Origin of the sequence: Vibrio neonatus, from assembly GCF_024346975.1 — a bacterium.
In the GTDB taxonomy this organism is placed as follows: domain Bacteria; phylum Pseudomonadota; class Gammaproteobacteria; order Enterobacterales; family Vibrionaceae; genus Vibrio; species Vibrio neonatus.
On sequence record NZ_AP024885.1, the window covers coordinates 2,185,264 to 2,211,066 of the forward strand.

At 44.6% G+C, this 25,803-nt stretch carries 19 protein-coding genes; 7 read left to right on the top strand and 12 right to left on the bottom strand.

Annotated elements, in window-relative coordinates:
- Positions 1–2: 2 nt before the first annotated feature.
- The 10 genes from OCU38_RS10095 to hrpB all read right to left on the bottom strand — a co-directional run bounded on the left by OCU38_RS10095 (position 3) and on the right by hrpB (position 16,939).
- Positions 3–1,028: an ABC transporter ATP-binding protein gene (locus OCU38_RS10095; protein ID WP_261822978.1), complete on the bottom strand. Its 1,026-nt coding sequence runs from the start codon at positions 1,026–1,028 to the stop codon at positions 3–5.
- Positions 1,028–2,653 carry an ABC transporter permease gene (locus OCU38_RS10100; RefSeq protein WP_261822979.1) on the bottom strand — a complete coding sequence of 542 codons (1,626 nt, stop codon included), beginning with the start codon at positions 2,651–2,653 and terminating at the stop codon, positions 1,028–1,030. Before OCU38_RS10100 ends, OCU38_RS10095 begins: the two co-directional genes overlap by 1 nt.
- A gap of 76 nt (positions 2,654–2,729) precedes the next feature.
- Positions 2,730–3,743, bottom strand: coding sequence for a Fe(3+) ABC transporter substrate-binding protein (locus tag OCU38_RS10105; RefSeq protein ID WP_261822980.1), 1,014 nt, complete (start codon positions 3,741–3,743; stop codon positions 2,730–2,732).
- 297 nt (positions 3,744–4,040) lie between these two features.
- On the bottom strand, positions 4,041–5,270 hold the full coding sequence (locus tag OCU38_RS10110) for an ammonium transporter (RefSeq protein WP_261822981.1): 1,230 nt from the start codon (positions 5,268–5,270) through the stop codon (positions 4,041–4,043).
- Positions 5,271–5,294: 24 nt separating this feature from the next.
- Entirely contained in the window at positions 5,295–5,633 is a 339-nt protein-coding gene (gene glnK, locus OCU38_RS10115; RefSeq protein ID WP_261822982.1) for a P-II family nitrogen regulator, read from the bottom strand.
- A gap of 219 nt (positions 5,634–5,852) precedes the next feature.
- The gene (locus OCU38_RS10120; RefSeq protein ID WP_261824277.1) at positions 5,853–6,221 is read right to left on the bottom strand and encodes a YacL family protein; all 369 of its coding nucleotides are present in this window, start codon (positions 6,219–6,221) and stop codon (positions 5,853–5,855) included.
- Positions 6,222–6,757: 536 nt separating this feature from the next.
- A complete protein-coding gene (gene acnB, locus OCU38_RS10125) occupies positions 6,758–9,355 on the bottom strand; it encodes a bifunctional aconitate hydratase 2/2-methylisocitrate dehydratase (RefSeq protein ID WP_261824278.1) in 2,598 nt (865 codons plus the stop codon).
- A gap of 344 nt (positions 9,356–9,699) precedes the next feature.
- Complete coding sequence (locus tag OCU38_RS10130) at positions 9,700–12,006, bottom strand: patatin-like phospholipase family protein (RefSeq protein ID WP_261822983.1); 2,307 nt, start codon at positions 12,004–12,006, stop codon at positions 9,700–9,702.
- A 70-nt stretch (positions 12,007–12,076) separates the two neighbouring features.
- Entirely contained in the window at positions 12,077–14,449 is a 2,373-nt protein-coding gene (gene mrcB / locus OCU38_RS10135; protein ID WP_261822984.1) for a penicillin-binding protein 1B, read from the bottom strand.
- 15 nt (positions 14,450–14,464) lie between these two features.
- Positions 14,465–16,939, bottom strand: coding sequence for an ATP-dependent helicase HrpB (gene hrpB / locus OCU38_RS10140; RefSeq protein ID WP_261822985.1), 2,475 nt, complete (start codon positions 16,937–16,939; stop codon positions 14,465–14,467).
- Positions 16,940–16,996: 57 nt separating this feature from the next.
- Here hrpB and sfsA point away from each other — a divergent pair, with 57 nt between their 5' ends.
- From sfsA to panC, 7 genes are all read left to right on the top strand, one after another.
- The gene (gene sfsA / locus OCU38_RS10145) at positions 16,997–17,713 is read left to right on the top strand and encodes a DNA/RNA nuclease SfsA (protein WP_261822986.1); all 717 of its coding nucleotides are present in this window, start codon (positions 16,997–16,999) and stop codon (positions 17,711–17,713) included.
- 141 nt (positions 17,714–17,854) lie between these two features.
- Complete coding sequence (dksA, locus tag OCU38_RS10150) at positions 17,855–18,307, top strand: RNA polymerase-binding protein DksA (protein ID WP_261822987.1); 453 nt, start codon at positions 17,855–17,857, stop codon at positions 18,305–18,307.
- A 142-nt stretch (positions 18,308–18,449) separates the two neighbouring features.
- Positions 18,450–19,337, top strand: coding sequence for a tRNA glutamyl-Q(34) synthetase GluQRS (gluQRS, locus tag OCU38_RS10155; protein WP_261822988.1), 888 nt, complete (start codon positions 18,450–18,452; stop codon positions 19,335–19,337).
- Between the two features lie 105 nt (positions 19,338–19,442).
- Positions 19,443–20,792, top strand: coding sequence for a polynucleotide adenylyltransferase PcnB (gene pcnB, locus OCU38_RS10160; RefSeq protein WP_040889896.1), 1,350 nt, complete (start codon positions 19,443–19,445; stop codon positions 20,790–20,792).
- Entirely contained in the window at positions 20,792–21,274 is a 483-nt protein-coding gene (folK, locus tag OCU38_RS10165) for a 2-amino-4-hydroxy-6-hydroxymethyldihydropteridine diphosphokinase (protein WP_261822989.1), read from the top strand. Before pcnB ends, folK begins: the two co-directional genes overlap by 1 nt.
- Positions 21,275–21,302: 28 nt before the next feature.
- On the top strand, positions 21,303–22,097 hold the full coding sequence (panB, locus tag OCU38_RS10170; protein WP_261822990.1) for a 3-methyl-2-oxobutanoate hydroxymethyltransferase: 795 nt from the start codon (positions 21,303–21,305) through the stop codon (positions 22,095–22,097).
- Between the two features lie 9 nt (positions 22,098–22,106).
- Entirely contained in the window at positions 22,107–22,958 is an 852-nt protein-coding gene (panC, locus tag OCU38_RS10175; RefSeq protein ID WP_261822991.1) for a pantoate--beta-alanine ligase, read from the top strand.
- 78 nt (positions 22,959–23,036) lie between these two features.
- Here the strand turns inward: panC and OCU38_RS10180 are convergent, their stop codons facing one another.
- Together OCU38_RS10180 and OCU38_RS10185 are read right to left on the bottom strand one after the other, a co-directional pair.
- Positions 23,037–24,524: a Na+/H+ antiporter family protein gene (locus OCU38_RS10180; protein WP_261822992.1), complete on the bottom strand. Its 1,488-nt coding sequence runs from the start codon at positions 24,522–24,524 to the stop codon at positions 23,037–23,039.
- Positions 24,525–25,736, bottom strand: a complete 1,212-nt coding sequence (locus tag OCU38_RS10185; RefSeq protein WP_261822543.1) for an IS256 family transposase — start codon at positions 25,734–25,736, stop codon at positions 24,525–24,527.
- Between the last annotated feature and the right edge of the window lie 67 nt (positions 25,737–25,803).

Consider the following 25,803-nt stretch of genomic DNA (forward strand, 5'->3'; position numbering starts at 1 on the left):
CTTTAAAAAGCCAGTAGTTGAGTTGATGTGAGCTGCACATCAACTCGGCTACCGACATCTAACTGCTCAATCGAGCTAGACAGCAATCGGTGCCCTTTTACATCCACAACATAACGGAAATGGTCACCCATAAACTGCTGTTCCAATACCACGGTTTCTCCCGCCGTATTCGCGGTTAATTGCAGATGTTGCGGACGAAATAAAATCATGGCGGCTTCATCACTGTTTTGCTGTTTGCAAGTTGCCTTCACCACTCCCAAAGCCGTTTGATACATCCCTTGCTCTATCTTTGTGCCCTGTAAGTAACTGCCACCACCTAAGAAATCAGCCACAAAACGACTTGATGGGGTGTGGTAAAGGTCGCTAGCACTGCCAAATTGCTCAATCACGCCTTTGTTCATCACCGCCATTTTATCGGCAAAAGCAAACGCCTCTTCTCGGCTGTGAGTCACAAAAATAGCCGTCACCCCCGCTTGTTTAAAGATACTGCGGATCTGCGCGATCAACTTGTGGCGAACTTGGGTATCTATGTTAGAAAAAGGTTCATCAAGCAACAATAGATCTGGCTTGTAAGCAAGAGAGCGAGCAATTGCAACACGCTGTTGCTGACCACCCGATAACTGGTGCGGATAACGATCACCCAAGTTCTGCAGATGTACCATAGTCAGCATTTCTTCAATGCGCTCTTTTTGCACCTCTTGCGACAGTTCTTTAATTCCAAAGCTGATATTTTGCGCCACCGTTAGGTGCGGAAATAGAGCGTAATCTTGAAAGATCATTCCGATATTACGCTGCTCGGGTGGCACCCAGTGCTCACCGTCATCAATCACAGTGCCATTGAGTTCAATAAAGCCTCTCGTTAGCGGAAGTAACCCTGAAATAGCTTTAAGCAACGTGGTTTTGCCACAACCACTGGCTCCCAACAGACAAACAATCTCACCTTGCTTTACCGTCAAGGACAGTGATTCAAGCACCACTTGATTGTCGTATTTACAGGTAAGATCTTTAATGGCTAGAGTACGGCTCATCAGTGGGGTTGCTCCAAAGAACGATTGATAATAATTAACGGAATAAGGCCAACCAAAACTAACAACACCGCAGGCATAGCTGCGATTTCCAGTTGTTCGTCCGAGGCAAAGTTGTACACATAGGTAGCGAGTGTTTCAAAGTTGAATGGGCGCAGTAATATGGCGGCATTCAACTCTTTCATCGATTCAATAAACACTAATAAAAAGGCAATTAATGCGCCACGTTTCATTAATGGAATGTGTACTCTTTTGAGCATTTGCGAGCTAGTGCACCCCATAGTGCGCGCCGCCATATCTAAAGAAGGCGATACCTTACTCATGCTGCTTTCAATTGTGCCAATCGCCACCGCTGAAAAACGCACCACAAAAGCAAATACAATCGCAAATATTGAACCGGAGAAAACAAGCCCCGGCCTACCCCAATCCATCGCTTTGGCAATGTCATTCACCAAATGATCGGCACTTAACACGGGTAGCATTACGCCTATAGCAAGTACTGTCCCCGGCACGGCGTACCCCATAGAGGCCAAACGCACAAATAGATTACTGCTGGTTGTGGCCGATAAACGGCTATAAAAATTAAGAACTACCGCAATAATCAAAGCAATCAAGGCCGCAAGTATCGACACTTTTAAACTGTTAATGGCGTACTGATAAAATTGACTTGTCCAACTTTCCAAGAAGTAGTGATAGGCGTACAGACAAAGCTGTAACAACGGGAAAATAAACGCCACTGCCACTATCGACCAACACCAAGTCACCGCCGCCCACTTCTTCCAACCCGTCAGTTGGTAACGAAAGTTTTCATGACTATTAAACTGACTCTGAAAGAGCTTTTGCTTGCGACGACTAAAGCGCTCGCCACTGATCAATAAAATAATCACCAGCAACATAATGGCTGAAATTTTCGCCGCTGCCCCCAAGTTGGAATACCCGAGCCATGTATCGTAGACCGCGGTAGTCAAAGTATTGACGGCAAAATAGCTCACGGTACCAAAATCACCAATCGCCTCCATTGCCACCAGCGATAAACCGACCGCAATTGACGGGCGAATAATCGGTAACGAGATTCGCCAAAAGCTCTGCATTGGTGAGCACTTTAAAAGCCTTGCTGACTGCAAAATGCTAACGCTTTGCTCCATAAAAGCTGCACGACATAGCAAATACACATAAGGGTAAAGCACTAAGGAAAGCACCCATATCGCGCCCCCTAAAGTGCGCATATCGGGGAACCAGTAATCACCAGGGCCCCAACCCGTTACATCGCGTAAAAAGACTTGCAGTGGCCCAGCAAAATCAAACCAATCGGTAAACACATATCCCACAATATAACCGGGCATTGCCAATGGCAGTACCATCGCCCATTGCAAAATGCCTTCTGATGGTAAGCGACACATTGCCATTAACCATGCACTCGGGATCCCTATCAACAAAGACAGCAACATCACACCAAATACAAGCCAGAAAGTATTAGAGATATAGGTAGGCAATACCGTATCAAACAGGTGTGCAAACAGATCGTTGTCACCACCGAGGCTGGTATAAAAAATAGCTAAAATTGGCAAAACCAGTAGCGCGGCTAACAGCGCACTACTGGTTCTAAATAGGGAGTAGTTTTCTTTCATCAAATAACTTGAAAAGGCGTCTTAAAGACGCCTTTACATTAAACCTTAAAGTTTATATGTGTTTTCTTGCAGTGTATTACAGGTCGAACTTAGTTTCATCAAGCAACTTCACAGCAATAGCATGATTTTCAGCAATCTTTTCTAAAGGCAGTTTATCTGCTTTAAAATCACCCCATGAAGCCACAAGCTCAGAACGCTTCACGCCCTCTTTCACTGGGTATTCATAGTTGATTTCTGCATACATTTGTTGCGCTTTATCACCTGTTAAAAATTCCATTAACTTCAGAGCGTTAGCCTGGTTTGGCGCATGCTTAGCCATTGCCATGCCACTGACGTTTACATGAGTGCCATTGGCTTCTTGACCAGGGAAGTTAATGTAAACAGATTCAGCCCAGCTCACTTGCTTAGGGTTGTTTACCATTTTGCCTAGGTAGTAGCTGTTGCCTAGAGCAACGTCACATAGACCTTCTTTGATTGCTTTAACTTGAGCGCGGTCATTACCTTGTGGCTTACGAGCAAGGTTAGCCTTTACACCTTCAAGCCATGTTTTTGCTTCCGCTTCGCCATAGTGAGCGACCATAGAAGCCACTAAAGAAACGTTGTAAGGGTGCTTACCGCTACGAGTACAAATCTTGCCTTTATACTCAGGGTTGACCAAATCTTTATAATCAAAGTCAGAGCCTAGTTTACCTACGCGATCTCGAGACGAATAGACGTTACGAGTACGCAATGTGAGAGAAAACCACTCATTTTCACTGTCGCGGTATTGCGCAGGAACATTCGCGTCAATCACTTTACTATCAACAGCTTGAACTACTTTTTTATTGCTTAGTTCAACCAAACGGCTGATATCAGTCGTCAATACGACGTCTGCCGGGCTGTATTCACCCTCTTGTGCTAACTTCTCTGCAATACCGGTTTTAGAGAACTTAACGTTAACCGCAATTCCTGTTTGCTTAGTAAATTCGTCAAACATAGGTTCAACTAAAAACGGCTGACGATATGAATATACGTTAACCTCTTCTGTCGCTGATGCGATTGGTGCAAATACACTACTAACAGCAGCAGTCAACATAAGTAGTTTTTTCATTACAAGTCCTTTAAGTGAAATTGAGAATGGTTATCAATACGACCATTATATGCAATAACTTTCCGCAATCAATCGCACATTCTGATCTACATCTCATTTTTTCAACTTTCCTGTAACGAAACATGACAAACATCAATCAAAACTCAAAACGAAAGTCATTTCTCTGGAAAACCTGCTAGCAAATACAGCCAGTTATCTGCGTTCTATTTCCTCAATACCGCAACCATCCCATAAGATCTTGAAACGAAAAAGGCCCGCTAACAAGCAGGCCTTCTATTACTAAATGGAGAGTAAAGATTATTTAACTGTCATGAACTCAGGGTATGCGCCGATACCACAATCATGTACGTCCATACCTTCAAGCTCTTCTTCTTCAGTTACTCGGATACCCATAGTTGCTTTCAAGATAGCCCATACAAGCATACTTGCTAAGAATACCCAGCCGAAGATTACAGCAGCACCTAGTAGCTGAGCGCCAAACGTTGCATCTGCATTGCTTAGAGGAACAACCATCAAGCCAAAGAAACCACACACACCGTGTACAGAGATAGCACCTACTGGATCATCAATCTTGATTTTATCAAAGCCAACGATACTAAATACAACCACTACGCCTGCAACTGCACCGATAGCCACTGATGCTAGTGGTGAAGGTGATAGTGGGTCTGCTGTGATAGCAACTAGACCTGCTAACGCGCCGTTTAGAATCATAGTTAAATCAGCTTTACCCCAAGTGGTCTTACACACAAGTAGCGCAGCAATTGCACCGGCAGCGGCAGCGGCATTGGTGTTAAGGAAGATTTGACCTACTGCTGTCGCATTTTCAAAGTCAGACAGCATCAACTGAGAACCGCCGTTGAAACCAAACCAACCGAACCATAGGATAAAGGTACCTAATGTTGCTAGTGGCATGTTTGAACCCGGAATTGGGTGAACAGAGCCGTTTTTACCAAACTTACCTTTACGAGCACCTAGCAAGATAACAGCGGATAGTGCTGCAGCAGCACCTGCCATGTGTACAATACCTGAGCCAGCAAAGTCACTAAAGCCTGCTTCAGAAAGGAAACCACCACCCCAAGTCCAGTAACCTTCGATTGGGTAGATGAAGCCTGTAAGAACCACACTAAAGATTAAGAAAGACCACAGTTTCATTCGTTCCGCTACCGCACCTGACACTACTGACATTGACGTAGCAACAAACACAACTTGGAAGAAGAAATCAGATTCTAGAGAGTGATCTGCACCCTCAGCCTGACTACCGATCAAGCTACCAAATGAAGGTAACCAGCCACCAGCACCATTATCTACGTACATGATGTTGTAGCCAACTAGCAAAAACATCGTACAAGCTATCGCATAAAGCACGAAGTTTTTAGTCAAAATTTCGGTGGTGTTTTTTGAGCGAACTAAACCCGCTTCAAGCATGGCAAAACCTGCGGCCATCCACATGACCAAAGCACCTGAAATTAAAAAGAAAAATGTATCTAGTGCGTAACGTAACTCCGTTACTGTCGCTGTAAGTTCCATAATAAGTTCTCTCGTCCGTTAGTCTTAAAGGGCTTCTGAATCCATTTCGCCTGTACGAATACGTACTGCGTGTGATAAGTCGTAAACAAAAATCTTACCATCACCAATTTTGCCTGTGTGTGCTGCTTTTGTCACCGCTTCAATAACACGATCAACGTTCTCAGCTTGTGTGGCAATTTCCAGTTTCACTTTTGGTAAAAAATCGACTTGATACTCTGCGCCACGATATAGCTCAGTGTGTCCTTTCTGACGACCAAATCCTTTCACCTCAGAAACAGTCATACCTTCAATGCCCACATCAGATAGGGCTTCACGGACATCATCCAATTTGAACGGTTTAATAATTGCATTAATAAGTTTCATCGCTTTCCCTCTGCGTAAGTCATATCTGCATTAACATTTGTGCTGATACTTTACTTATACAAAGGGCGTGCCAACTTTTTAAACTATTGAATTAAAAGGAAATAACTAATATGGAGAGTTTAGGGGTAATTTTAGCGCACTACTTTGGTGCATAAGGCTCACCAAAAAAGCTCAAGTTATTAACAAATGCCACAAAAAAGTGCAACAAGAGGCAGATGCCTATCTTCCAGTGGTCAGAAAACGTTGCCATTGATGAATAAGCGTAGAAAAATCTTCTAATCCACACGCCGCAGAGCTTTCGCAATTATAAAAATCCATATCCGGTTCAAATTCTTGCTCGGTTTGCTGCTGCAACACATTTTCTTGCACTGTAACTTCACCTGCTTCAATGCTCATACTGATCTCAGTACCAGACAAAAGCAGCACTTCACTTTGGTTGTGAGTGGCTTGTTCAATTAAGGCAAATACCTGTTGCAGTTTGTCTGCATCACGTCCGATTTCTTCTTGTAACCAACGACCGACGATCTCATGTCCCATACTGGTTTTTATTGAGTACTCACCAAATGCACGTTTAAATTCAAATTCCATCATCGACCTCAATAATATTGTTCTAAATAAGATGCTTAAAGTACTTGAACCATAAGTGCTCTCTAGCAGTGATACCAATCGTACTAAATAACTGGTCATTCTAGCTTGTTAAAATGCTCGATAACGGCGTTAAAATTTTTGATTGTAGAATAACTACTTATCGAAAAATTCTGCCTTGTTCTCGAGCATTTTTCCTGCGCTAGTTCTGATCACTTACTTAGTGTGATTGGTATAATGCGGGCAATTCTACCGTCATTCCCCCTTTGAAATCTATGTCTACTTATACCAATCGTACTAAATAACTGGTCATTCTAGCTTGTTAAAATGCTCGATAACGGCGTTAGAATTTTTGATTGTAGAATAACTACTTATCGAAAAATTCTGCCTTGTTCTCGAGCTTTTTTCCTGCGCTAGTTCTGATCACTTACTTAGTGTGATTGGTATTATAAACAATGGCTTGTCGAATATAATGGAGTTTAACAGGCATAAAAAAACCGCTGACTAGCAGCGGTTATTGTGAGTAATCGTGTTAACGATTAAGCCGGTTCTTGAAAGATCACGGTATCGGCTTTTTCTGTGTATTGCGCCATACGGTGGAAGTTCAAGTAGCGGTAGGTATCGGCAGCTGTCGCATCAATTTGAGAAGAATACTCTAAGTACTCAGCTTTAGTTGGAATGCGTCCTAAAATGGCCCCTACTGCGGCTAATTCAGCTGATGCTAGATACACATTGGCACCCGTACCAAGACGGTTCGGGAAGTTACGTGTTGAGGTAGACATGACGGTCGCTTTGTCGGCAACACGTGCTTGGTTACCCATACATAGCGAACAGCCCGGAGTTTCGATACGTACCCCTGCACGTCCGAAGATGCCGTAGTAGCCTTCTTCTGTCAGTTGATCGCGATCCATCTTCGTTGGCGGAGCCACCCATAGGCGAGTTTCTAGCTGCCCGTTAAACTTATCTAGCAATTTACCTGCGGCGCGGAAATGCCCGATATTGGTCATGCACGATCCGATAAAGACTTCATCGATATCAGTACCTTGTACTTCAGATAGCGGACGAGCATCATCAGGATCGTTCGGTGCGCACAAAATTGGTTCATCAATTTCAGCAAGATCAATCTCGATAACGTGCGTGTATTCAGCGTCTTTATCCGCTTCCATTAGCTCTGGATTATCTAGCCACTCTTGCATCGACTTAATACGACGTTCAATGGTGCGTAGATCCCCATAACCTTCAGCGATCATCCACTTGAGCATGGTGATGTTAGAGTTTAGGTACTCTTCGATAGACTCGCGAGACAACTTAACAGTACAACCTGCCGCGCTTCGCTCAGCTGACGCATCTGAAAGCTCAAAGGCTTGCTCTACAGAAAGGTGCTCAACACCTTCAATTTCAAGTACGCGACCTGAGAATTCATTCACTTTACCCGCTTTTTCTACCGTCAATAAGCCTTGCTTAATGCCGTAGTAAGGGATGGCATGGACCAAATCACGTAATGTGATACCCGATTTCATCTCCCCTTTAAAGCGCACCAAAATAGACTCTGGCATATCCAGTGGCATTACGCCTGTTGCCGCCGCAAACGCCACCAAACCAGAACCTGCTGGGAAAGAAATACCCAGAGGGAAACGAGTATGGGAGTCGCCACCTGTACCTACTGTATCAGGCAAAAGCATGCGGTTTAACCATGAGTGGATAACACCATCACCCGGACGCAGTGAAACGCCGCCACGATTCATAATAAAATCAGGCAGTGTATGGTGCGTAGTCACATCAACAGGTTTTGGATACGCTGATGTATGACAGAAAGACTGCATTACTAAGTCAGCAGAGAAGCCTAAACACGCTAGATCTTTTAGCTCATCACGAGTCATAGGACCGGTAGTATCTTGCGAGCCTACTGTCGTCATCTTCGGCTCACAGTACGTTCCCGGACGAATGCCCGCAACGCCACATGCTTTACCAACCATCTTCTGCGCTAAAGTATACCCTTTGCCAGTATCTGCGATTTCGCCTGGCTTACGGAACACCTCTGATGGCTCAAGCCCTAGTGAAGTACGCGCTTTGTCGGTTAGGCCACGACCTACAATCAAAGGAATACGACCACCAGCACGAACTTCATCAATAAGCACGTCTGTTTTTAGACCAAACTCAGCAATCACTTCGCCGCTTGCATGGTCACACACTTTACCTTGGTATGGATAAACATCGATAACGTCACCCATATTCAATTTAGTGACATCCACTTCGATTGGTAATGCGCCGGCATCTTCCATGGTATTAAAGAAGATAGGTGCGATTTTACCACCAAGTACATAGCCACCTGCGCGCTTGTTTGGCACGTAAGGGATGTCATCTCCCATAAACCACAACACTGAGTTAGTCGCGGATTTACGAGAAGAACCAGTACCGACAACATCACCCACATAAACTAGCTGGTGACCTTTCTCTTTCAACGCTTCAATTTGTCCAATCGGACCAACTGTGCCTGCGTTATCAGGATTAATGCCTTCACGCTCATTTTTTAGCATCGCTAAAGCGTGCACTGGGATATCAGGACGAGACCAAGCATCTGGCGCCGGAGAAAGATCATCGGTATTGGTTTCACCTGTGACTTTAAACACAGTCAAAGTGACTTTTTCTTGCAGTTCAGGTTTTGACAAGAACCATTCAGCGTCAGCCCAAGACTGCACTACTTGCTTGGCATATTCATTGCCCGCTTTGGCTTTCTCTTCTACATCATAGAAAGCATCAAACATCAGCAAAGTGTGCGAAAGAGCTTTGGTTGCGATAGGCGCAAGTTCTGCGTCATCTAACAGGCTAATAAGAGGTTCAATGTTGTAACCACCTAGCATAGTGCCAAGCAGTTCGGCCGCTTTTTGTTTTGAAACTAGCGGTGATTCAACGTCACCTTTAGTGACTGCAGTTAAGAAGCTCGCTTTAACGTAGGCAGCTTCATCAACACCTGGTGGAATACGATTTTCTAAGAGATCTAAGATGAAGGTATCTTCACCTTGAGGTGGGTTCTTTAGTAATTCAACAAGTGCAGCGACTTGTTCTGCATCGAGGGGCTTTGGAACCACTCCCTGTTCAGCACGCTCAGCTATATGATTGCGATAAGCTTCAAGCACAACTTCATTCCTCTGGTTGTGGTCTGTAGCAGAAACTACAGACATCCTTTGATTAGACACTTCGTCCTATGGTTGTAACATTGCTGTAAGCGGTAAGCATTACAGTAAACAAGCGCCAAAATGGTGTAGCGAGAATATCAAATTTAACAACAAATTAAAATCTCACCATTTTGACCAACATAGCAACTTAGGATGAAAGTACGGGGAAATCCTAGAAAAAACTGTAAACCTAAGCAAATCGTTAGGCTAGATTTACAACCTTACATTTAAACTGATTATTCAGTTCACTCAATGAATGACTCTACATTCACAGGTTTTATACCAATCACACTAAGTCACTGGTATTACTTATAAGCATTACCTATCGAGAGATAAGCGGCGCCCATGCCATCTTCTGTCTGACCGTACCCCAACAACACTGGGCCGATCGGAGAATCAATACCAATATAAGCCGAGCCTGCGACAAATAACGGCGCATTCTTAATACTGTGTTTTGAACCTGACCAGACTCCGCCATATTCCGCAGATAAACCCACATAAATAGGTGACTGGAACATACCAAAGTCATTTTCAAACCAGCGATAACGATATACGAGCATGGCAAACGCTTTGTTTTGACCTATCAAGCTATTGCGCGGAATACCAGATAGGTGTTGGAAGCCACCAAGATCATAGGGATCAATAGGAGCGACATTATTAACCGAATCAAACAAACCTAATTCAGCATTACCAACAAAGGTATGTTTTTGATGGAAAGTGACCGCCGATAGCCAGCGAACCTTATATTCATCCACCCGCTCTTCATCGTAACTTGAATCCTCATTATCGACCTTATCAAATGAGGTTAAGTACTCCATAAATAAGTAAGAGCCTTTGGTCGGCAAACTGGAGTTATCTAAGGTGTCTGCGACATACTGTACATAAACACCTTTACGATCGTATGAAATATCTCCGGCGGATGAGAAGGTCGACAGTTTCGCTCTACCAGTTGTATAACGTAGTCCGACTGATAACTGGTTCCATAATGCTGGCTGCAAGCCAATGCTAGCATCGGCTTTAAATTCAGAGTAAGTCACAGGGATATAGTTAGTGACTTCTGATAAGTCGGTGATCTCACCACCTTGTACATTGGCAATAGCCACGTTGCGGTTTTCGTCAGAATATTGCACCAATACGGTGTTGTATAGCACCTGATTGGAAAAGAAAGGCGTATATAGATCGGCGGCAATTAACTTGTCGGTACCCAACTCAGCGCTGGTTCTCATCTCGCCCCCTTCCCAACCAAGGTCGGTAAAGTTGGCGGAAGCGCCAATGGCATATTGACTGGTGGTTGTAAAATCATCTTCTAGGAAGAAACGAAAGTTTAAGTAGTTAGGACCCCAATCTTTTTCATCGACATCGATCACTAAGGTATTTTCTAGATCTTGCTGTTCGTATTTATAGGTGATTTTTTCAAAGCGATCTAACGCGTACAGGCGTGAAACCGCATCTTCAATATCTTCGGATGTAGGGGGATGTTCAGGGTCGATAGCAAGGCGGTTATACAGTACTTCTGAATTGAAATGGGTTTGGTTCACCATTTCAATCTTATCAATCGGCACATCATCACCAAATATGATTTGCTGTGCCTTGCGCTCTTTTTGTTGCTTGTAAGCGGCGTAATCTTCTTCTGATAACGCAAATTTTTGCAGCTCGGCTTTATGCTTCATCGCATCTTCGTAGCCACGTTGATAGGCTTCAGGCATGGCACTAAAATCCGTGGTGCCTATTTCTCCTATCTCTGGCGTTAACAGTACATCTTTGTCTGAAAGCAGTTTGCCTTGATCGATAGTGCCGCGTTTGACCAAATAATTCGAAAGCTGCCCGCCAACATCTAGGAAACTCGCCAATTGTTCTTTAGTTTTATAATCAGAAGAGATATCGACCGCGATGATGTAATCCGCCCCCATTTTCTGGGCTAAATCAACGGGCATGTTATTCACCACGCCACCATCAACTAAAAATTGACCATCAAGCTCATAAGGTGGCAATGCACCCGGCACCGACATGGATGCCATCATGGCATCGACTAAGTAGCCTTTATCTAACACCACTTGTTTAAGATTAACGATATCTGTCGCTACCGCACGATAACGAATAGCAAACTCATCAAAACTGTCTACTTTGAGAGGAGAACGAGAGGTTTCACGTAAAATGCGCAGCATTCCTTGCCCTTGCACTACGCCTTTTGGGGTTTTTATCTTTCCCCAACCTATGCCTAAATCGGCATTGATTTGGTATTGATCGTCATAGGCCTTATCGCGAATGCGTCGGTCAGCGCGATCCACTTGATCGCGATAACCTAAATTCCAATCTATTGAGGTTAAGTAAGATTGAATTTGATCAGCACTTTGTCCCGTAGCGTATAACCCGCCAACGTACGACCCCATGCTAGTACCAGTAATAATATCTACCGGAACTCGCATTTCTTCTAAGGCTTTTAAGACACCAATATGAGCGGCGCCTTTTGCCCCGCCCCCAGCTAAGACCAGTCCAATCGTTGGTCGCGATTTAGACGTAGCTTGATTGATCTCTGTCGCCGAAGCGGGGCTAGCACTAACTGCAAATGTGAAGAATACAATTATGCCAACCAATAATGCATTACGCTGCAATTGAAAATCCTATAAATCCATTTACGAGAATATCTACAAATCTAACATACTTTTCGACTTTTCATTGCCACTACCAAGGTAATATTTTTTTAAACCAAGGCTTTGCATTAGATTCGCACTCACTTAAAGCTTCACCGCTGGCATCCCAGACCGGTAATTTAAATTGGCTATTACAGTCTACAGTAAGGCTGCCGTCCTCAAGTTTACGATAACCTAAAGTACGAATACCTTCCGGCCAAGGCAAGCTAAGCACTTCTGGTTCACGTTGCTTCAAGTAGTCATCATAAACTCGCAATGCGCCAGATGAACCCGTTAAATGCGCTTCTTTGTTATCGTCTCTGCCCACCCATAAGGTCACCACTTCTCGTCCGTCTACGCCAACAAACCAACTGTCACGACCGTCATTACTGGTACCCGTTTTGCCGGCTAAAGCAAAGCGAGAGAAATGATTGGTTAGATAACGACCAGAACCTTCGCTGACTACTTTTTTCATTGCATAGGTTGCTAGCCAAGCGGCTTGCTCTGGCACCACTTGTCGAGCGCGAGGCAATGATTGATACAGGACTTCATCGTCTTGGTTTTTCACTACTCGCAGCGCTGTTAAGGGCACTTTTTTACCTGAGTTAGTCAGTGATTGATACATTTGCGCCACTTGATATGGCGTTAAAGTAAATGCACCTAAAAACATGGACGGCAATGGTCGAATCTCACCTTCATCAACACCCAGTTTTTCAATAGTGTGTTGCACATTTTTAATGCCTAAGCTCATCCCCAATCGCACCGTAGGTACATTTAGTGAATGTGCTAAAGAGCGATAAAACGGCACTTTACCTCTGAATTTTCTATCGAAGTTTCTCGGTGTCCAAGTACTGCCTTTGTTGCCTTTTAATGAAATAGGCTCATCAATTAAGGTGGTGGCTAGTTGATATTTATCCGGTTGCATTAAAGCATCTAAATAGATGGCAGGCTTAACCAAAGAGCCAATTTGACGTGAAGCATTTAATACCCGATTAAAACCGTCATAGCCAGTTCGTCGGCCTCCGACCATAGCGCGGATTTCACCGGTTTTTCTATCTACCGCTATTGCAGCCGCTTCCAGTTGCGAAGGTTTGCCTTTTTCTAGTCTAGGTAAGGTTTCTCGCACTGCTTTTTCCAGCATCGACTGAGATACAGGATCTAAAGTAGTAAATAGACGCAATCCCATATGTTGCTCAAAATCACTGCCTACATTTTTTTGCAATTCATTTTTTAACTGCTGGAAATAGGCCGGCTGACGGCTAGCAATACGCGGCGTTTTTTGCAGATCCAAATCACGGCTGATCGCTTGTTGATACTGCTCAGCGTTAAGATAGCTTTGCTCAAACAAAAGCTTCAAAATCAGATCGCGACGCTGTTTTGCTCGTTGCGGATGACGTATTGGGTTGTAATACGACGGCCCTTTCACTAAGCCCACCAGCATCGCCATTTGATCAATACGCAACTCTTGAATCGGTTGCCCAAAGTAAAAACGTGCTGCTAAGCCAAAGCCATGGATGGCCTGACCTGCGCTTTGTCCTAGATAAACTTCATTAAGGTAGGCTTCTAAAATTCGATCTTTGTCGTAGCGATGATCAATGATGATCGCAATCAAGGCTTCTCGAACTTTACGCCACAGGGTTTTCTCTCTGGTTAAAAAGAGGTTTTTACTCAATTGTTGAGTTAAGGTGCTGCCCCCTTGCACTGCTCGACCCGCTTTTAAGTTCACGATAAATGCACGAGCAATTGCGGTGGGAGAAACGCCATCATGATGATAAAAGTCACGATCTTCGGTGGTCACCAACGCATCCACCAAAAACTCTGGATAATCTTGTCTTTTGACAAACAATCTTTGTTCGGTGACGTTTTTCTCTAACATGCCAAGCATTTTCGGCTCTAAGCGCAAAAAGCCTAATTGACCCTTTTTCTCCAAAGATTCAATTTTTGTCACACCAGTGTTGTTGAAGTACAACATGACATGGCGCTCTGGCTCTGGTCCATCTTGGAATTCAAACGGACGACGGATCAGCTCGATTTTAGTGCTAGAAGCCGAGTATTCCCCAGGAAACTTAGGTGAGCGAACCTTACGATAATGCAGAACATCGAGCTCTTTTAGCATCTGTGAATGGGTGATTTTAGCGTCGGGAGCAAGGTTTAAGATGCGCGCATACACTACGGTAGGCAAATCAAATAACTGCCCTTCAAAGCGTCGCTCGACAATCGTGTTTAAATACACCATCACAAACGCCAATACCGCAAATCCCGCTAGGCTGGATTTCCATGTTATGCCCCATAACGTTTTCTTCCACGATCGAGAATGTTTCGGTTTTGCCGCACGTTTTGAGGAGATGGATTTTTTCAGCGGCTTTTTCTTAGCCACTGTTTTTTTAGTTTGACGAGTTTTTGGCGGAGTCCGTTTTTCTGGCACGCTATGATTCCATTTTTATTTTAAATGACGTTTGGTTTTACTGGTGGCTTGGTGTGACGCAGGATCATCAGGCCAAGGATGTTTAGGGTAGCGACCCTTCATTTCCTTTTGCACCTCTTTGTATGCTCCTTGCCAAAAGCCCGCAAGATCTTGAGTCACTTGCAGTGGTCTTTGCGCCGGTGACAATAACTCAAGAGTTACCTTCACTCTCCCTTCCGCTACGGTCGGTGATTGTGGCTCACCAAACATTTCTTGCAGTTTAACCGATAATTTTGGCGGTTGATCTGCACTGTATTGCAGTGTTTTTGATGATCCAGAAGGCACTTTGATACTTCTGGGCAACAATGTATCTATCTTTTGATTCAATGGCCAACCCAATGTGGCATTGAGAATATCCAGCATATTCAGCGCCTGTAAGCCCTTAACCGAGCGAATACCGCTAAGGTAAGGCAACAACCATTGCGTCAGCGAATTAAGTAGCCCTGAGTCACTCCAATCAGGCCATGACATCTCAGGTAACCATTGCTTGGCACAGTTGACTCGACTGCGCAGCAGTATCGACTCTTTGCTCCACGGCAAAACGGATAAACCTTTTTTTGCCACGTAATCGAGCATGCCACTTGCCAACAGTTCAGGGGAAAGATCCGCTGTCGCCATCGGCTTTCTTTGCACCACTAATTGCCCCAAGGTAAGTTGCTGCTCAGCAATTAGAGATTGCTTTTCATCACTCCACTGCAACACCTTTTTCTGCTCAAAGGTATGCAATGCTTCAAGCTCAGCGCGACTCACATGTGCGCCAGCCAATATTCTACTGGACGATTGTCGCCCTTTTTGTAGCAAAGCCGCCACTAGATACTCATCACCTGATAAACGACTGCTGTCATCGACAAATGCGCCATGCCCAGAGGTTAACTGATATTGAGAGCCATTGGCACTGCGTTGCTTGGCGATTCGGTCTGGATACGCCAAACTTAAACAGACACCTATTTGCGCACTTTTCACCGCTGACAAAGTAAAGGAGCTGTGCATGCGTTTAGCTAAAGTATCCGCTCGCCTTTTTAATAGGCCCTGCTTGGGGTGTTTACGCTCCACTAACAGCGCTACTTGAAAGCCAATATCATCACTATTACGCATTGGCTCTTCGAGCACTACCGCACTGGCTAATGCCGTATCCAACAGTTCACTGGGTACTCGCAGTAACATAGCACTAAGGCGAGGTTCTAAGCCCAATTGTAGTGCGCGCTTGCCTTGCTGAGTCAGGGTTAAGTCAGGAGTAAGCAAGGTTAAACTCTGCAATAGCGCGCACGCCACACTCACCGCCGCTGTGGGCGGTTGCTGGACAAACTGCATACTGCTTACATCACAGCTCCCCCACTGCGCCGCCTCTAACATTAAAGAGGAAAGATCGCTGCGCATAATTTCAGGAACCGTATGTGACGGGTTTTGTTTAAACTGAGATTCAGAGTAAAGACGAATGCAAATACCTGGCTCTGTACGCCCTGCACGCCCTGCTCTTTGCACCGCCGATGACTGCGATACCCACTTTTGTTCAAGGCGAGTAACACCGCTATTTAAATCGAAACTGGCGCGATTTTCTAAGCCACTGTCGATAACAATTCTCACGCCTTCAATGGTTAGCGAGGTTTCTGCTATGTTAGTGGTTAAGACCACTTTTCTTTGCCCTTGCGGGCTTGCTTGAATCGCTTGCTGCTGAGCTGAAAAATCTAAACCGCCATGCAATGCCATAACTTTGACCTGTTCATCACCAGAACACTCATCAGTTAACGCCTCTAAACACGCATTGATCAAACCTATGCTGGGTAAAAACACCAAAATAGAGCCTTGCTCTTCATGCAATGCTTTTTGGGTTTGCTGACAAATTAACGCAATCAGATTTTGATTGGCTTTGGCTGGGGCGTAGCGCTGCTCTATCGGAAAGCCTCGTCCTTCAGAGGTATGCAGCGTGGCATCAGGGATAATCGAGTGTAAGCTAGATTGATCCAGCGTCGCTGACATCACCACTATTTTGAGTTGTTCGTTGAACACTTGCTGAACTTCTAGCGCTAACGCTAATCCCAAATCGGCATGAATGCTTCTTTCGTGAAACTCATCAAAAAGGAGTATATCAACCCCAGTTAATTCGGGATCTGACTGGATCATGCGAGTTAATACGCCTTCCGTGACGATCTCTAGCCGAGTGGCATTGCTGCACTTGCTCTCACCACGAACCCGATATCCAACCCTTTGACCCACCGGTTCTGCCAATTGCTTGGCAATAAAACTTGCGATACTTTTTGCCGCTAATCGCCTTGGTTCAAGCATGATGATTTTGCCACTGCAACTGGAGTTTAACAGCAACTGCAATGGTAAAAAGGTCGATTTACCCGCCCCCGGCGGCGCTTGAATAATCAGCTGAGAATGCTGCTGCAAAGAGGCAATGATGTCATCTAAGATAGCGTTAATCGGCAGATTGGATAGTACTTGAGTCAAGAGATGGGCCTATGCCATGATGTGTCCTTTCTTTAATTCTACCCAAATGATTTAGAAATGGAATTTTCTCCTCCCTTACAAAGCGGAACTTTGATCAAACGCTATAAGCGTTTTCTTGCAGACCTCACCTTAGATGATGGTTCTGAAATCACCATCCACTGCGCCAATACCGGCGCGATGACCGGGTGCGCTGAGCCTGGCAGTAAAGTGTGGTTCTCCACCTCGGATAATCCTAAACGTAAATACCCGAATAGCTGGGAGCTTAGCGAGACTAAAGCAGGCCACCGTATTTGCGTAAATACTATTCGCGCCAACACTTTGGCGGTTGAAGCGATTAACAATGGGGTTATTTGTGAGCTGTCAGGCTATAAAGATCTCAAAACTGAACAAAAATACGGTTCTGAGAATAGCCGTATTGATATTCTATTGCGTGACGAAAACAAAGCAGATTGCTACGTGGAAGTCAAAAGCGTGACTTTACTTTCTGATGAGCAACAACAACTTGGGCAGTTCCCTGACGCAGTCACTACTCGCGGCCAAAAACACCTCCGAGAATTGATAGAAGTTCAACAATCGGGAAAAAGAGCGGTACTTTTATTCATTGTTTTGCATTCAGGCATTGAAAAAGTGTCACCGGCACTCCATATAGATGGCCAATATTCAGTTTTACTAAAACAAGCTCAACAGGCCGGTGTAGAAGTAATTTGTTACAAAGCAGACCTGTCCGTTGAATGTGTGCAAATCTCACGTAACTTACCGTATCTTGGGAGTTAAAGTGACGAACTGTTCACATTTATACGTATATTTAAACATGTAACTTACAGACTTTATTGCTTAGTCAGAGACTTTTTGCTATAGATACCCGCCTTAAAATTAGACCACTTGTGGTTCGATAAGGTTACTAGGAGATGCGGTATGCCAGAATCTAAGAAAAAAGCGCTAGGCATTCTAGCCATAGCAGGCGTCGAGCCGTACAAAGAAATTGCTGGTGAAGAGTACATGTCACCAGAACAAATGGCTCACTTTACAAAAATTTTAGGAGCTTGGCGCGACCAATTGCGTACTGATGTAGAACGTACCGTTGTACACATGCAAGACGAAGCAGCTAACTTCCCTGATCCTGTTGACCGTGCATCACAGGAAGAAGAATTCAGCTTAGAGTTACGTAACCGTAACCGTGACCGTGAGCGTCGTTTGATCAAAAAAATTGAGAAAACGCTGAACAAGATTAAAGAAGACGAATTCGGCTTCTGTGATTCATGTGGTGTTGAGATTGGCATTCGTCGCCTTGAAGCTCGCCCAACAGCGGATCTATGTATCGATTGTAAGACCCTTGCTGAGCTAAAAGAAAAGCAAATGCAAGGCTAATTGAGCATTACAGTTTTAAACTAATGCCAATCACGGTAATGACAGCATCAGACATAGCCTTTTAACCCGCTAGGATGATAAGTTAGTTGCTACGATTGGTACAAAGGGAGCCTTGGCTCCCTTTTTGCGGTAAAAAGTTTGTATGAAATACGTTGGACGATTTGCACCCTCCCCTTCTGGCCCACTGCATTTTGGTTCTTTGGTAGCGGCATTAGGCAGTTACTTTCAAGCCAAATCTCAAGGCGGTGACTGGCTGGTGCGCATGGAAGACCTAGACCCTCCTAGAGAAATGCCGGGCGCGGCTAAACTCATCCTAGAAACATTAGAAGCCTATCATTTATATTGGGATGGTGAGGTTGTCTATCAAAGTCACCGACACTCATTGTATCAACAGCAAATTGAGCAATGGCTGAGTAAACAGCAAGCCTACTACTGCCAATGCACCCGCAAACAAATAAAAGCCGCCGGTAACTACTACCAAGGGCAGTGCCGAGATAAAAACCTCACCGCAGACAACTGTTCTATCCGCATCAAAATAGACGCTCCAGTCACTGAATTTGTCGACCTAAAACAAGGTAAAATCGATATTCCAGCCGCAATTGCTGCGGAAGATTTCATAATCAAACGTCGTGACGGGTTATTTGCCTACAATTTGGCGGTGGTAATTGATGATATCGAACAGGGAGTGACAGAAGTGGTGCGCGGCGCTGACTTGATTGAGCCTACAGGGCGACAAATCAGTCTTTATCAATTACTGGATGCTAAGCCTGTGCAGTATTTACATCTGCCACTGGCAGTGACTGAAAACGGCGCTAAATTATCTAAACAAAACCACGCCCAAGGCATTAGCTTATCTAACCCAATCCCTACCTTAATTTGCGCGATGCGCTTTCTTGGTTTTACGTTGCCAAAACAGATAGAAACAGCAGATATTGATGAAATTCTTGCTTGGGGAGTCAAACATTGGCATCTTGAGCAACTGCCAAAAGAGACTCAAGTCACAACCTTGTTCTCAAATCGCATCAGCTAGGCTATTATATGCGCGGATTTGAAGCTCATTCAAACCAAATTCTTATGGAGTGCAATATGATGTATTGCCTTCTTGTTCCTACTAAAAAAGAAACTGACAAACTCGATGACATCTGATTTCGATACCACTAACTCAGTTGGGAAAATAGACCTTAACGTTTACCCAAGAGACCAGCACAATATTTCTAGAGAGCATATCAGCGAGAATGCACTCAAGGTATTGTATCGATTACAAAAAGCTGGATACGATGCATTTTTAGTAGGGGGCGGTGTTCGTGATCTTCTTCTTGGAAAAATACCAAAAGATTTCGATATTGCCACTAATGCTACCCCAGAGCAGATTAAGCTACTGTTTCGCAACTGCCGTTTAATCGGACGACGTTTTCGACTTGCTCACATCATCTTTGGTCGCGACATTATTGAAGTTGCCACCTTTAGAGGCCATCACCAACAGCCAGAAAAGCAAACTTCTGTTCAATCAGAAGAAGGGATGTTATTGCGTGACAATGTGTATGGCTCTATTGATGAAGATGCAGAACGCCGTGATTTCACTATCAATGCCATGTATTACAACATCGCAGACTTTTCTATCCATGACTATGCCAACGGCATGCGTGACCTCAATGAAGGCATGGTGCGTTTAATTGGTGATGCAGAGGTTCGCTATCGCGAAGACCCAGTGCGCATGCTTCGCGCGGTAAGATTTGCCTCAAAACTGGACATGGACATCAGCTTTGAAACCGCTGACCCAATCAACTACTTATCGCCTTTACTGCAAGGCATTCCAGCGGCGCGTTTGTACGAAGAATCGCTAAAACTTCTGCAATCAGGTCACGGACTGGACACTTACGATTTATTGCGTGAATTTGGTCTATTTGAGCATTTATTCCCGCAAGTGGCTGAACTGTTTACCGAAGAAGAAAACTCTAAAACAGAACAAATGATTGATTTGGTTTTAGAGTCGACCGATCAGCGCATTGCTGAAGGCAAGCGAGTTAACCCTGCCTTCATGTTTGCCGCTATGTTGTGGTATCCAGTCGAAGCCTACGCTGAACGATTGATGAATCAGCAAGGCATGAGCCATTACGATGCCATGATGACCGCAGGCAACTACATTCTTGATGAACAAGTGCGTAGTACCGCTATCCCACGTCGTCATACCGCCACCATTAGAGAAGTGTGGCAATTACAGTCACGCCTTGAAAGACGCTCAGGTAAGCGCGCTTTCCGCCTACTCGAATTAAACAAGTTTAGAGCCGGCTTTGACTTCTTAGAGATGCGCGGTCAAGTAGAACAAGGCGACACTCAAAAACTGGCGCAATGGTGGCATACGTTCCAACATTCAGGTCGCAACATGCGTCAAGCTATGGTGACGGATCTTGGCGCTTCAGGTAACCGCTCTGGTAGTGGTCGCCGTCGTCGTCCTGCTAAGAAAAAACCAAAGAAATCCAGTTAATGATTACTGCGTATATTGCCGTAGGCAGCAACCTAGGTGACCCAATAGCACAAGCTCAACAAGCGATTAAAAGCTTGGAGTCACTGCCCAACAGCCGCGTGATAAAAGCATCATCACTGTACAGCAGCACGCCTATGGGGCCCCAGAATCAACCTGACTACATTAATGCTGTAGTTAAGATTGAAACTGACTTATCCCCTATCGAACTTTTGGATAACACACAAAAGATCGAAAACGAACAAGGGCGCGTGCGCAAAGAAGAACGTTGGGGGCCGAGAACACTCGACCTCGATATTATCCTCTACGGTGATGAAGTCATTAACCTCCCTCGCTTAGTCGTACCTCACTATGGTATGAAGGTTAGAGAATTCGTTCTTTATCCTCTGCAAGAAATAGAATCAAACTTAATACTTCCAGACGGAAGTGCACTCAACAAACTCGTAGAATCAGTCGATAGAAACGGTTTGCAAGTGTGGGGTTAAGCCCCAACTTCCAGAAAAAGGCATAGAAATGAAAAAAGTAACCATTAATACGCTAATGAAGCTAAAAGAAGAAGGGCATAAATTTGCTTCTTCAACGGCTTATGATGCAAGTTTTGCTCAACTATTTGAACAACAAGAGATGCCCGTACTCCTCGTTGGTGACTCTTTAGGAATGGTACTGCAAGGTAAAGCTGACACACTTCCTGTTACTGTTGAAGATATTGCTTACCATACGCGCTGTGTACGTGCAGGTAGCCCAAATAGTTTGCTTATGTCTGATATGCCATTCATGAGCTATGCCACCCCTGAGCAAGCGTGTTTAGAAGCAGGTAAGCTGATGCAAGCTGGCGCAAACATGGTGAAACTAGAAGGTGGTTCTTGGCTTGCTCCTACCGTGCGCATGCTGACTGAGCGCGCCGTGCCAGTCTGTGCTCACTTAGGTTTAACGCCACAATCGGTCAATATTTTTGGCGGATTTAAAGTGCAAGGTCGCGATCAAGAACAAGCGGATCAAATGGTTAAAGATGCACTAGAGCTACAAGCGGCTGGCGCACAAATCATTTTACTTGAGTGTGTTCCTTCGGCATTGGCTGAACGCATCACCCAAGCGCTGAATGTACCGGTTATCGGTATTGGCGCAGGCAACGTAACCGATGGTCAAATTTTGGTTATGCACGATATGTTCGGTATTGCTGCCAACTACATGCCTAAATTCTCTAAAAACTTCCTAGCAGAAACCGGCGATATGCGTTCGGCGGTCACTAAGTATATTACCGATGTAGAATCGGGTGCCTTCCCTGGGCCTGATCATACCATTGCTTAGGAGCTGAACATGTTAACTGTTAATAACACCGCTGAACTTCGTCAGCAAATTCGTGCGTTTAAACAAGCAGGAAAAACTATCGGCTTTGTTCCAACCATGGGTAACCTGCACCAAGGTCATCTCACATTGGTGCGCAAAGCGCAGCAAGTCGCAGACGTGGTTGTGGTCAGCATCTTTGTTAATCCATTGCAGTTTGGCAATCCAGAAGATTTGCAAAACTATCCAAGAACGCTACAGCAAGATCTGGCATTACTGGAAGAACAAGGCACCGCTTTAGTGTTCACTCCAACACCCGAGATCATCTACCCTCAAGGGCTAGACAAGCACACCTTTGTGGAAGTGCCGGTACTTTCCGACATGCTAGAAGGCGCATCGCGTCCGGGGCATTTCCGTGGCGTAACCACGATTGTGTCCAAGCTATTTAATTTGGTTCAACCTGACATTGCCTGCTTTGGTGAAAAAGATTTCCAACAAGTAGCAGTTATTCGCCAAATGGTTGAAGATTTGGCAATGGATATCGACATTATTCCAGTGCCTATCGTACGCGAAGAAAATGGTCTGGCGATGAGCTCTCGTAATAATCGCTTAACTGAACAAGAGCGAGCTATTGCTCCGCGCCTTGCCCAAGCCATGCACAAAATGGCCGATCATTTACTGGCTAACCCACTAGACGTTAAATCAGCGATCCAATTTGGTGAAGCTGCGATTGTGGATGCGGAAATGAAGCCAGATGAGCTGTTTATTTGCGACGCTCGAACCCTTGGCGAGGTCAATGCCGACACTAAAGAAGCGGTCATTTTAATCGCCGCTTTCTTAGGTCAAGTGCGACTGATTGATAATGTGGTTGTAACGCTAAAATAAGTAAGCGATAAAGCTATATAAAACAAGGGCCGCTTCATATGAAGCGGCCCTTGTTTTATTTAACGACTTACGGGTTCTCTATAGAACCAAAGCGGCGATCCAAGCAAATAACACCATACCAAAGTTGGCATGACAGAAGGTTGGTATCACCGAATCTCGAATATGGTCATGCTGTCCATCGGCATTTAAACCCGATGTCACCCCAAGAGAGATAGTTGACGCTGGCGAGCCTGCATCACCGAGTGCTGCTGATGCACCCAGTAAGGCAATAGTCGCGGCTGGCGAAAAGCCTAACGATAGTGCCAATGGTACGTAAATAGGAGCAAGAATAGGCACACTGGCAAAAGAGTCACCAAAACCAATAGTAATAAACAAGCCTACCAGTAGCATCAATAATGCGCCAACGGCTTTGTTGTCACCAATCAGAGCTTTAGTGGCTTCTACGAGTGATGGTATCTCACCCGTCGCATTCAACACCCCAGCAAACCCTGAAGCAATGGTAATAATAACGGCGATTTGCACCATCATACGCATACCTTCAGTGAACACGTCATCTTGTTGTTGCCAAGTGAAGATCCCTGAGAAGCTTAATAAGACAAAACCTATCATTGCGCCTAATAGCAAAGAATCAAATTCGATCTGACAAATCAAAGCGACCGCAACAGCGGCAATCACAAACATCAATTCTTTAAATTTTAGTTTTGTCGCTTCAGAGCGAAACACCATCTTATTAGTCAGTTCATCATCATACTCACGAGGTTTTCGGTAAGTGATGAATACTGCGACTAGCATACCGGCGACAATACCCATTACAGGCAAGAACATCGCCTTTGGTACTTGTCCTGCTTGCACAACCAACCCATAGTCTGCACCTGATGAATTGATATTCGGTAACAGAATTTCAAACAGATAAATCGCACCAAAACCTGTTGGCAGTAATAAGTAACTGACACTAATAGAACAAGCGATGATACAAGCTACAGCTCGACGGTCAATTTTAAGATGGTTAAAAACAGTAAGAAGTGGCGGGATCATGACGGGAATAAACGCAATATGAACAGGAACTGCGTTTTGCGACATGATTGATGCCACTATGAATATTGAAAATAGTCCCCACTTTAACGAGCTTGATTTCACGCCACGAGAAACTGCGCCGCTCATCTTATCCGCCAACATATCCAAAAGACCACTGCGTGCTAATGCAACCGCAAAGGCACCGATCATTACGTAGGTCATCCCGACTTGCGCGCCTTCAGATAAATTATCATTAATCGCACCAATCGATTCATGAACATCTAATCCACTGTGTAAACCGCCAACAATCGCCCCTGCGATTAACGCTATAGGCACAGGCAAACGCAGCAAACACATTGCAATCATTAAACTAATAGAAAGTAGGACTGAATTCACCGGAAGATAACTAGGGAAAACAATGGCAACAAAGCTAATAATCGCAACGGCTGCAATTGAAAGCTTCTGTAAAGGAGTGCTTTGAGTTGATACTACCGACTCATCGCTAGAAGTTGTGTGTGTCAGAGGCTGTAACAGATTCTGTGTAATTGCCATTTAGTTAATGTGCTTTTCGAGACGTTCCTCGAACTCGATAATAAACCGACTCATAGCCTGACGCCAGTTTTGAATGGGCATCGTCCATTTCTTGCTGGCGTCTTTGATCGCTAGGTATACCATTTTTGTTGCAGCCTCATCGTTTGGGAAGATCTTTCGTTTTTTTAGTGCTTTACGTATCACGCTGTTGAGAGATTCAATAGCATTAGTTGTGTAGATAGCTCTACGAATATCTTCAGGGTAGTTGAACAGCGTGTTGAGGTTCTGCCAATGATTGCGCCAGGACTTGGAGATTTGTGGATATTGACTATCCCAGGCTTCGCCAAAGCGCTCTAGCTCAAGTAAAGCCTCATCTTCTGTAGCTGAGCGATACACACGCTTTAGGTCAGCTGTGACGGCCTTATAATCTTTCCATGACACATACTTTAATGAGTTTCGTACCATATGGACGATACACAGCTGAATATGCGTTTGGGGGAAAACCGTGTTGATGGCATCGGGAAACCCCTTTAATCCATCCACACAAGCAATAAGAATGTCTTCAACACCACGTTGATTGAGCTCAGTTAAAACACTCAACCAAAATTTAGCGCCCTCGTTTTCTGCTATCCACATGCCCATGAGTTCTTTCTGACCATCAGTGTTAATACCTAGAGCGAGGAAGACCGACTTATTGATAATACGTTTGTCTTGGCGGATCTTGACCACAATACAATCGAGATAAACGATGGGATAAATGGCGTCAAGTGGCCTAGATTGCCACTCAACTATTTCTTCTATTACCGCATTTGTCACTCGTGATACGAGGCTAGGTGATATATCTGCGCCATACCATTCATCGAAAGCATTGACGATATCGCGAGTACTCATTCCTTGGGCATAGAGCCACAAGATTTTGTCATCCATAGAGGTAAATCGTGATTGGTGTTTTTTGACCAGTTTAGGTTCAAACGAGCCAAGGCGATCCCGAGGAGTATCAAGTTCAAACTCTCCATCTTCGGTTTTTACGCGTTTACTGCTCTTGCCATTGCGGTAATTATTAGACTTAGAGGGCTTATGTTTTTCGTAGCCAAGGTGCGCATCCATCTCTGCATTGAGAGCAGCCTCAACCGTTATTTTCTTCAGCATTTGGCTGAACTCAGTTAAGTCTTCAGGAGTTTTAATTCCTTTAGCAGCTTCCTTAGCGAAAGCTTCAAGTTCTTTCTTATTCATATTGCCTATCCTTAGCCTTTAAGGCTTAGTTTAGGCAATTACACAGAATTTAGGACAGTCTCGTGTG

Bases quoted from the DNA above. Each gene is read 5' to 3' on its own strand.
- OCU38_RS10095 (WP_261822978.1), bottom strand. From the start codon at position 1,028: ATGAGCCGTACTCTAGCCATTAAAGATCTTACCTGTAAATACGACAAT.
- OCU38_RS10100 (WP_261822979.1), bottom strand. From the start codon at position 2,653: ATGAAAGAAAACTACTCCCTATTTAGAACCAGTAGTGCGCTGTTAGCC.
- OCU38_RS10105 (WP_261822980.1), bottom strand. From the start codon at position 3,743: ATGAAAAAACTACTTATGTTGACTGCTGCTGTTAGTAGTGTATTTGCA.
- OCU38_RS10110 (WP_261822981.1), bottom strand. From the start codon at position 5,270: ATGGAACTTACAGCGACAGTAACGGAGTTACGTTACGCACTAGATACA.
- glnK (WP_261822982.1), bottom strand. From the start codon at position 5,633: ATGAAACTTATTAATGCAATTATTAAACCGTTCAAATTGGATGATGTC.
- OCU38_RS10120 (WP_261824277.1), bottom strand. From the start codon at position 6,221: ATGGAATTTGAATTTAAACGTGCATTTGGTGAGTACTCAATAAAAACC.
- sfsA (WP_261822986.1), top strand. From the start codon at position 16,997: ATGGAATTTTCTCCTCCCTTACAAAGCGGAACTTTGATCAAACGCTAT.
- dksA (WP_261822987.1), top strand. From the start codon at position 17,855: ATGCCAGAATCTAAGAAAAAAGCGCTAGGCATTCTAGCCATAGCAGGC.
- gluQRS (WP_261822988.1), top strand. From the start codon at position 18,450: ATGAAATACGTTGGACGATTTGCACCCTCCCCTTCTGGCCCACTGCAT.
- pcnB (WP_040889896.1), top strand. From the start codon at position 19,443: ATGACATCTGATTTCGATACCACTAACTCAGTTGGGAAAATAGACCTT.
- folK (WP_261822989.1), top strand. From the start codon at position 20,792: ATGATTACTGCGTATATTGCCGTAGGCAGCAACCTAGGTGACCCAATA.
- panB (WP_261822990.1), top strand. From the start codon at position 21,303: ATGAAAAAAGTAACCATTAATACGCTAATGAAGCTAAAAGAAGAAGGG.
- panC (WP_261822991.1), top strand. From the start codon at position 22,107: ATGTTAACTGTTAATAACACCGCTGAACTTCGTCAGCAAATTCGTGCG.
- OCU38_RS10180 (WP_261822992.1), bottom strand. From the start codon at position 24,524: ATGGCAATTACACAGAATCTGTTACAGCCTCTGACACACACAACTTCT.
- OCU38_RS10185 (WP_261822543.1), bottom strand. From the start codon at position 25,736: ATGAATAAGAAAGAACTTGAAGCTTTCGCTAAGGAAGCTGCTAAAGGA.